Raw genomic sequence first — 8121 nt, 5'->3', positions numbered from 1 at the left:
CCGATCCTGTTCGGCCTGGACAAGTTCTTCAACCTCATGGTGGATTGGGAGAAGTACCTATGGCAGGGGGTCGCGGACACCCTCCCCGGAACCGACACCCAGATCATGATGGCGGTCGGGGTGGTGGAGATCCTCGCCGGCCTGGCCGTCGCCGTCGCGCCGCGCATCGGCGGCGTGCTGGTCGCCTTCTGGCTGGGCACGATCATCACCAACCTCGTGATCGTCGGGGTCACCGAGGGTGAGTACTGGGACATCGCGCTGCGTGACTTCGGGCTGATGCTCGGGGCGATCGCGTTGGTGATCCTGTCGCTGCGGTACGGCCCGATCGCTCGCCGCGGCTCGTCCGGGGAAGGGTCGCGCCGGGAAGGGGGCCATGAGCCGGCTCGAGCGCCGACCGGCCCCTGGCAGCAGGGCGGCGAGCAACCGGCACAGCGTCCCACCGGACCCTGGCAGCAGCAGCGGTAACCGCGCTGGCCGCTGGCTGGCGTCACAGCTGCACGGTCAGCCCGTCGTACGCTGGCGCCGCACGCTCGCACAGCCTCGCGGCGACCTCCACCAGCTCGTCGTGGGCTGGGGCGGTCCGGCCGATCTGTGTCAGCAGGATCCGGTCGACGTCCCATCTGCACACCACCGGCAGCGCCTCGTCGATGCGCAGGTGGCTGAACAGGCTCCGGCCGTACATCGCCCCGTCCAGTGCCAGCAGATCAGCGCCCCGCGTCGCCTGCGCCAGGTTCTCGGTCAGCTCCGCGACGTCGGATGCGTACACCAGCACCGTGCCGTCGCGCTCGAGGCGCCAAGCGAAGGTCCGGAAACGCTGATCGCGGGCGTGGGGGACCTCGACGGCGGTGATGGACCAAGGACCGACGTTCCGGCGCTGGCCGGGATGCACCGGCTGAAGATCGCAGTAGTCGAGGTCCCCGTGACGTTCGCGGAGCACGCCGACCGCCTCCGCGCTCGTGAGCACCGGCACCGGCGCCTGCTTGTGGTCGTGGAGCCAGCGGTCCAGAGCCGGTACCCCGCCGGTGGCGTCTCGGTGGGCGTGGGTCACCACGACGGCATCGAGGCGGTCGACCAGCTGGCTCTGCTCGTGGAACTGGTTGGTCACGTCCATCAGGACCGAGACGTCGCCAGCCACGGCCAGCGCCGAGCTCTCTCGCCGCTTCGACCGCCCTGACCCCGGTGTGCCGCCGCTGGCACCGGTGCCCAGGAACGTCACCCGGGTCACCACCGACGGTCCCCGTGGCGCTCGTCCGGCCGGTGCGCCTCGGTGCCCATCGCCTGGTGAAAGCTAGTGCAGTGGCGACGGTGGGACCGCCAGGTGGCGGTCGTCGGCCAGCGCTAGCGTGCCGCCCTGAGCAGGTGCTCGACGGGCGCGGTGACAGGGACGACGATGGCCGAGCAGACCAAGATCCTCCTCGACGAGTCGGAGCTCCCGACCCGTTGGTACAACATCGTCGCCGACCTGCCCGTGCCTCCGCCGCCGGTGTTGCATCCCGCGACGCGGGAGCCGATCGGACCCGACGACCTCGCACCGCTGTTCCCCATGGCGCTGATCGGCCAGGAGGTCTCCCAGGAGCGGTTCGTCGACATCCCCGACGCCGTCCTGGACGTCTACCGGATGTGGCGTCCCACGCCGCTGTACCGCGCATCCCGGCTCGAGCAGGCCCTGGGCACCCCAGCCCGGATCTACTACAAGTACGAGGGCGTCAGCCCCACCGGGTCACACAAACCCAACACCGCCGTGGCGCAGGCCTTCTACAACCAGCAAGAGGGTGTGCGGCGGCTCACCACCGAGACCGGCGCGGGACAGTGGGGTAGCGCGTTGGCGTTCGCCTGCAGCCAGTTCGGGCTGGACTGCGAGATCTGGCAGGTCGCCGTCTCGTTCCAGCAGAAGCCCTACCGCAAGTCGATGATCGAGGCGTTCGGGGCGACGATCCACTCCAGCCCGTCGGAGCTGACCCAGGCTGGGCTCGTCATCCGTCGCGATCACCCGGGTAGCCCTGGCAGCCTGGGGATCGCGATCAGCGAGGCCGTCGAGGTCGCTGCGCAGCACGACGACACCCGCTACTCGCTCGGAAGCGTCCTCAACCACGTGCTGATGCACCAGACGGTCATCGGCGAGGAGACGCTGCGACAGTTCGCGACGGTCGGCGAAACCCCGGATGTGATCGTGGGCTGCACCGGGGGAGGGTCGAACTTCGCTGGGATGTCGTTCCCGTTCATCCGCGAGAAGCTCGCCGGGAAGATCAACCCACGCATCCTGGCGGTGGAGCCGGAGGCGTGCCCGTCGTTCACCAAGGGCGAGTACCGCTACGACTTCGGTGACACGGCCGGTATGACCCCGCTGATCAAGATGCACACGCTGGGGCACGACTTCATCCCCGACCCCATCCACGCTGGCGGGCTGCGCTACCACGGCATGTCACCGCTGCTGTCGCACATGTACGAGCTGGACATGCTCGAGGCGGTCGCGATCGGCCAGATCGAGTGCTTCGAACGGGCGGTGCAGTTCATCCGAGCGGAGGGGATCATCCCCGCCCCGGAACCGACCCACGCCATCGCCGCGGCGATCCGCGAGGCCGAACGGTGCCGTGACACGGGTGAGGACGACGTCATCCTGATCGCGCTGTGTGGCCACGGCTACTTCGACATGGCTGCGTACGACGCCTACTTCCGCGGGGAACTCGTGGACCACGCCTACCCGCAAGCCAAGGTCCGCGAGGCGATGGCGCGTGTCCCGGTCGTGCCCGTGTAACGGCCGACGTCCGCGCCATCGCAGGCTGGTTCGCCGCTCCGCCCCGCAGTACGGTCAGACAGCCCAGCCCAACTGGCCGTCAGGAGGGAACGCGATGGACGTCCACGCCGGCGACACGATCGAGATCCCGTCGAACAAGGTCGGTGTCCCCCCACGCCGTGGCACGGTCAACGAGGTGCTGCAGCAGGACCCGCTGAAGATCGAAGTGACCTGGGAAGACGGTCACCAGTCGATCTTCGAGCCGGCCGGCGGTCACCTGAAGGTCGTGTCGTAGCCGCTAGCAGGTCAGGTGGATGGCCAGCGCGACATCGCGGTCGCCGGCTCGCGCCACCTCGTTGTAGCGGCGAACCGCCTGAGGTGACGGCATCGCCTCCAGCTCGATCCCGTGTGACCGCAGCTGGCCGTCCAGGTCTGAGGCCGGTCGCATGTTGCCTGCCGTGCCGGTCCCGACCACCAGCAGATCGGGTTCCGCGTCCAGCACCGGCTGTAGGTCTTCGACCTGCAGGCGGTGGCCCTCGTCGCGCCACCAGTTGGCGTGCAGCGTGCCGTCGACGAGGATCACGTCGTTGCGCTCCTCGCGGCCGTCGATGACGACGCGTCCGTACTCGTAGTCGTCGATCCGCATGCCCTCTCCTGCTTCGGTGCTTCCACGGTACGGGGCCCGTCCTGCCTCTCGACAGGGAGCCCCGACCGTCCGTCGTGCCGGGGATCGAACTGCCTTACCGTAGTGTTGCTGCAGTGTTGCTGCACCCGTTCGGTCGGAGGAGCGATGGAGGAGAGCCTGCGGCTGGGTCGCATCGCGGGCGTCGCGGTCGGGATCAACTGGAGCGTGCTGGCCATCTTCGCGTTGATCTGGTTCGTCCTGTCCGCGGGGCGGTTCCCGACGGCGTACCCGGAGCAGTCCACCGTCGCGTACGTGGTGGCCGGAGGGGTCGCCGCCGTCCTGTTCTTCCTATCGCTGCTGGCCCACGAGGTCGCACATGCCCTCGTTGCGCAGCGCAACGGCTTGGAGGTGGACGGGATCACCCTGTGGTTGTTCGGCGGCGTGGCGCGCCTCGGTGGCGAGGCAGCCGATCCGGGCGCGGAGCTGCGCATCGCGGGGGTCGGTCCGCTGGTCAGCATCTTCGTGGCTGTCTTGTTCTTCGTGGTGTTCGCCCTCCTCGGGATGGGGGAAGCTGGCATCGTCGGCGGCATCTTCTCGTGGCTGTCGGCCATCAACGTCGCGCTGGCCATCTTCAACCTGGTCCCGGCGGCGCCGCTGGACGGCGGTCGCATCCTCCGCGCGTTCCTGTGGCGTCGCCGTGGGGACCGTCTCAGCGCCACCATCACCGCGGCACGCGCCGGGAAGACCTTCGGGTTCGCGTTGATCGCGCTCGGGCTCGCGGAGTTCGCGTTCGGGGCCGGGATCGGAGGCGTGTGGCTGATGCTGATCGGCTGGTTCTTGATCACCGCCGCCGGCAGCGAGGAGCAACACGCTCGGTTGCGGGGCGCCCTGGGGGGCTTGACCGTGCGGGATGCGATGACGGCCGACCCGGTTGTCGTGCCGCGCAGCCTGAACGTCCAGCGGTTCCTCGACGATTACGTCTTCGCACACCGCCACTCGACCTTCCCGATGATCGACGAGGACGGCAGCCCCGCGGGCATCGTCACGTTGCGGCGGGTCAAACGTGTCCCTGCTGAGGAGCGCGGGCGGACGTCGATCCGCACGGTCGCCTGTGACCTCGACGACGTCCCCACCGCCGAGCCTGACGAGACCCTGACCAGCGTGCTTCCACGCATGCGCGGCTGCGCGGACGGGCGGGTCATCGTGGTTGACGGCGGCGAGATCATCGGGATCGTCTCACCGGCCGACGTCACCCGACTGCTGGAGTTCGGCGAGCTCCGCGACCCGCGCGACGCCGAGCACGTCTGACGCGTCGCACACCCGGCAGGTAACCGACCTCCGGGGCGGCTCACGTCCCACCGCCTCCATGGTCGGAGGGGCGGTCGGCAACGAACCGGCGCAGCACCACCAGGGCAGCCAGGTTGGCGCCGACCGCGACCGCGGCGTTCCCGGCCAGGCCCACCCGCGTGAACAGCGCTGGGCCGGTGGCGGCGGCAACGGCCCGCGGGAGCGAGATCGCGGCGACCATCAGGGCGAGGTAGCGGCTGCGTGCCTGGGGATGGGCTTCGCTCGCCAGCGGGATCGCCGAGACGATCGTGAACTCGAACCCGAACAGCGCCAGCGCCAGTGCGGCCAGACCGGGCGCCAGGTCGTCGGTGAACGCAAGAGCCGAGAAGCCCACGATCGCCAGGAGCAGGCCCCATGTGACAGAGGGGCGCTTCCCGATCCGGTCGCCGAAGGCGACCACGCCGCTCGATCCCAGCAGCTCCGCCACCCCGATCAGCGTCGAGAACACACCGAGCCCGATCACGGACACGCCGAAGTCGCGCTCCAGCCACGCCCCGAACACCACGAACGTGACCTCGGCGCCGTAGCTGAACAGCGTGGTCACCACCAGCAGCGCGACGCTGCTGCGATCCAGGATCAGGGCGGTCCGGGTCCCGGGATCGGTTCCCGGGCGGTCCGGGTCAAGCGCCCACGGGACGGCCACGAGCGCGAGGGCTCCCAGTGCGCCGAACACCCACAGCGGCGCACGCCACCCCGCCCGGTGGATCAACCACCCCGCAGCGGGCGCGCCGATCAGCAGTGCCCCTGCCCAGGTCAGCTCGATGACCGCCAGGATCCGGGCGCGGCGCGCGTACGGGGTGCGCTCAGCGAGGTAGGAGTGAGCGGCCACGTCGTAGACCGGCTTCGCGGCTCCCAGCAGCACGAACCCTGCCAGCACCGCCACGTACACCGTGGTCGCCGCCGCCAGCGCCGCGCCGGTCGCGAACGCGAGCAGCCCCACCGTGGCGAGCCGACGGTGACGTTCACCTCTCCGGGCGTTGAGCGCGGCGACCGCAGGAGTGGTCAAGCCCGCGAGCGACAAGCCGGAGATCAGCAGCCCGGCACGTTCCAGCGAGACGCCCAGCCCGCGGGCCACCACCGGAAGGAACGGGTACAGGAACCGGTAGCCCGTGTTGGTCACCAGACGCACCACGCTGAGGAACGTCAGTGCCGGAACGAGCGACGCGAGCGCGGCGGGGCGGGGCTCGGGCGGCACGGCGCTGGTCTAGCAGGCGGCGACGTCCTGCTGCGACATCGGCTGGAACGCGACATCGTGACTACGGTCGAACCCATGCTCGCAGATGTGGCACGGGACTTCCACGACCGCACCAAGCACTCGACGGTCAGCGTGCGCTCCGGTGGTCGGCGCATGGATCCGTCGAACCGGCCGCTGCCCGTCAAGAGGTACCCGGAGCTCGAGCCGATCGCCCTCCCGGTCGACTGGGAGGAGCCGGAGATCGGTGCCGCAGCGGTGCTGGCCGGCCAGGCTGCACCCGACGCACGCCCCGTCGATCTGACCGCGCTGGCCCGTCTGCTGTTCCTGTGCGCCGGCGTGACCAGGACGGTCCGCTTCCCCGAGCAGACGCTGGCGTTCCGCGCTGCCCCGTCAGCCGGCGCGCTGTACCCGATCGAGGTGTACGTCGCCTGTGCAGATCTGCCGGACCTGCCCGCAGGGCTGTACCACCTCGAACCGATCGCGTTCGCGCTGCACCGGCTCCGTGACGGCGACGTCCGCGGCGCCCTGTCACGCGCTGCGGCGTCCGACGAGGTCGCCCGCGCCCCGCTCAGTCTGGTTCTCACCGGCATCCCGTGGCGCACCACCTGGAAGTACGGGGCGCGCGGGTACCGTCACCTGTTCTGGGACGCCGGCACCATCCTGTCCAACGCGACCGTGGCGACCGGCGCGGCCGGGTGGCCGCTGCACGTCGTGACCGGCTTCGTCGACGAGCGGGTCAGCCACCTGCTGGGGCTGGGTCCGCCGACACCCTTCACGGAGCTGCCGCTCGCCGTCGTGCCGGTCGGTCCGCGCCGAGATCACAGCGCGCCCGACCGCGAGCTGGCGCTCGTCGATCATGTGGTCACCCCGCTGTCGCGCCAGGAGATCCCCGAACCCGACGCACTCGCGGCCCACCACGCCGGCGACCTCGCCGACCGCGAAGCGGTCAGCGACTGGCGCCGCCACCTGATCCAGCTCGCACCCGAACGTGCGTCGGCGACGCCGGGTGTCCCCGATGCCGCCGCAGGGACGGTGGAGGAGGTGATCCTGCGCCGCGGATCGACCCGACGCTTCGACCTCGACGCGCACGTCCCACGCGACCTGCTCGACTTCGGGCTCGCGGCCGCGGCGCGACCGCCCGGACGCGACACGGCTGAAGCCGGTGCCGGGTGGACCCAGCATCTGGTGGCCGTTCACGCCGTCACCGGCGTCGACGCGGGCGCCTACCGCTGGACCGCTGCGGGACTCGAGCGCCTGGCGGCTGACATCGACCGCAGGCGAACGGCGCACCTGTGCCTCGACCAGCCGCTCGGCGGCTCGTCTGCGTTCACGACCTTCCACAGCGCCCGGCTCGATCCGCTCCTGGGGGCCGGAGGAGCGCGTGCCTACCGCGTCGTGCAGCTCGAAGCCGGGATCGCGGCGGGGCGGCTACAGCTGGCGTCCTTCGCGCTCGGCGCCGGCGGCACCGGCCTGACGTTCTACGACGACGAGGTCCGGCGCAGGTTCGAGACCGACGCCGAGCCGATGCTGGTCACCGCTATCGGCGTGCCCGACTACGAGCCGAGCCCGGGCAGCCGCCCTGACCGCGCCCGCCCGCTGCGCACCGACCCCCATGACCTGCTGCGGTGATCGTCGAGGCGGCCGTTGACGCGTCGGCCCCGAAGCGGTGTCGGTCGGCTCCTGGTCGTGGCCTGGTCGGGCCGCTCAGGCTTCCGCCAGCGCCGCAGCCGCCTCGGCTACGTTGACCACGCCGATCACCAGCCGGGTCCGGGTCGCGATGTAGAGGATGTCGATGTTGATCCCCGCGTTGCCCAGTGCGCGAGCGCGCGCAGCCAGCTCGCCGGGACGGTCGGGACACTCCACGACCAGCACCTCGCGGTCGTGGATCACCGGGATCCCGGACTCCTCCAGGATCTGACGTGCCTCGCCTGGTTCATCGACGAGGAAGTGCACCTCGGAGTGCGCACCGACCGGGACGGCGGCGACCCCTTCGATGTTGACGTTCGCGGCGGCCAGCTGTTCGGCCACGTCCGCCAGCGTGCCCGGTTGGTTGGGGAGTTCGATGGTGAGATCCCAGGGCATGCGGGTTCCTTGTCGTCACGAACGACCCCACGCTTGCAGTCGGGCGCGGTGAACACAAGGCGGCGGTCAACGGACCACGTCGGTTCTCGTCCCGCGGTTAGGGTCGCTTGGCATGGCTGTGATCGCAGGGCTGCTCGG

8 protein-coding genes and 1 pseudogene are annotated in these 8121 nt (G+C 70.5%); 5 read left to right on the top strand and 4 right to left on the bottom strand.

The window, feature by feature from the left end; all coding sequences use genetic code 11:
• A pseudogene (locus M3N57_12820) lies at positions 1–318 on the top strand (hypothetical protein).
• A gap of 169 nt (positions 319–487) precedes the next feature.
• On the opposite strand, the gene M3N57_12815 reads toward M3N57_12820, so the two are convergent.
• On the bottom strand, positions 488–1225 hold the full coding sequence (locus M3N57_12815) for an MBL fold metallo-hydrolase (protein MDP9023553.1): 738 nt from the start codon (positions 1223–1225) through the stop codon (positions 488–490).
• A gap of 165 nt (positions 1226–1390) precedes the next feature.
• Between M3N57_12815 and M3N57_12810 the strand changes: the two genes are divergently transcribed.
• Both M3N57_12810 and M3N57_12805 read left to right on the top strand, forming a co-directional pair.
• Entirely contained in the window at positions 1391–2755 is a 1365-nt protein-coding gene (locus M3N57_12810) for a TrpB-like pyridoxal phosphate-dependent enzyme (GenBank protein ID MDP9023552.1), read from the top strand.
• 94 nt (positions 2756–2849) lie between these two features.
• Positions 2850–3029 (top strand): DUF1918 domain-containing protein, encoded by a 180-nt coding sequence (locus M3N57_12805; protein ID MDP9023551.1) that lies wholly within the window; start codon positions 2850–2852, stop codon positions 3027–3029.
• 3 nt (positions 3030–3032) lie between these two features.
• Here the strand turns inward: M3N57_12805 and M3N57_12800 are convergent, their stop codons facing one another.
• Complete coding sequence (locus tag M3N57_12800) at positions 3033–3380, bottom strand: MTH938/NDUFAF3 family protein (GenBank protein MDP9023550.1); 348 nt, start codon at positions 3378–3380, stop codon at positions 3033–3035.
• 144 nt (positions 3381–3524) lie between these two features.
• Between M3N57_12800 and M3N57_12795 the strand changes: the two genes are divergently transcribed.
• A complete protein-coding gene (locus M3N57_12795) occupies positions 3525–4667 on the top strand; it encodes a site-2 protease family protein (protein MDP9023549.1) in 1143 nt (380 codons plus the stop codon).
• Positions 4668–4707: 40 nt separating this feature from the next.
• On the opposite strand, the gene M3N57_12790 is transcribed toward M3N57_12795, so the two are convergent.
• On the bottom strand, positions 4708–5901 hold the full coding sequence (locus M3N57_12790; GenBank protein MDP9023548.1) for an MFS transporter: 1194 nt from the start codon (positions 5899–5901) through the stop codon (positions 4708–4710).
• A gap of 75 nt (positions 5902–5976) precedes the next feature.
• Between M3N57_12790 and M3N57_12785 the strand changes: the two genes are divergently transcribed.
• Positions 5977–7530 (top strand): SagB family peptide dehydrogenase, encoded by a 1554-nt coding sequence (locus M3N57_12785; protein ID MDP9023547.1) that lies wholly within the window; start codon positions 5977–5979, stop codon positions 7528–7530.
• 75 nt (positions 7531–7605) lie between these two features.
• On the opposite strand, the gene M3N57_12780 is transcribed toward M3N57_12785, so the two are convergent.
• Positions 7606–7983: an ACT domain-containing protein gene (locus tag M3N57_12780; GenBank protein MDP9023546.1), complete on the bottom strand. Its 378-nt coding sequence runs from the start codon at positions 7981–7983 to the stop codon at positions 7606–7608.
• Positions 7984–8121 lie beyond the last annotated feature (138 nt).

The sequence above is a fragment of the Actinomycetota bacterium genome (assembly GCA_030776725.1).
Lineage (GTDB): Bacteria > Actinomycetota > Nitriliruptoria > Nitriliruptorales > JAHWKO01 > JAHWKW01.
Note: the sequence above shows the minus strand (reverse complement) of the source record. Positions and strands in the feature narration are given on the sequence as shown.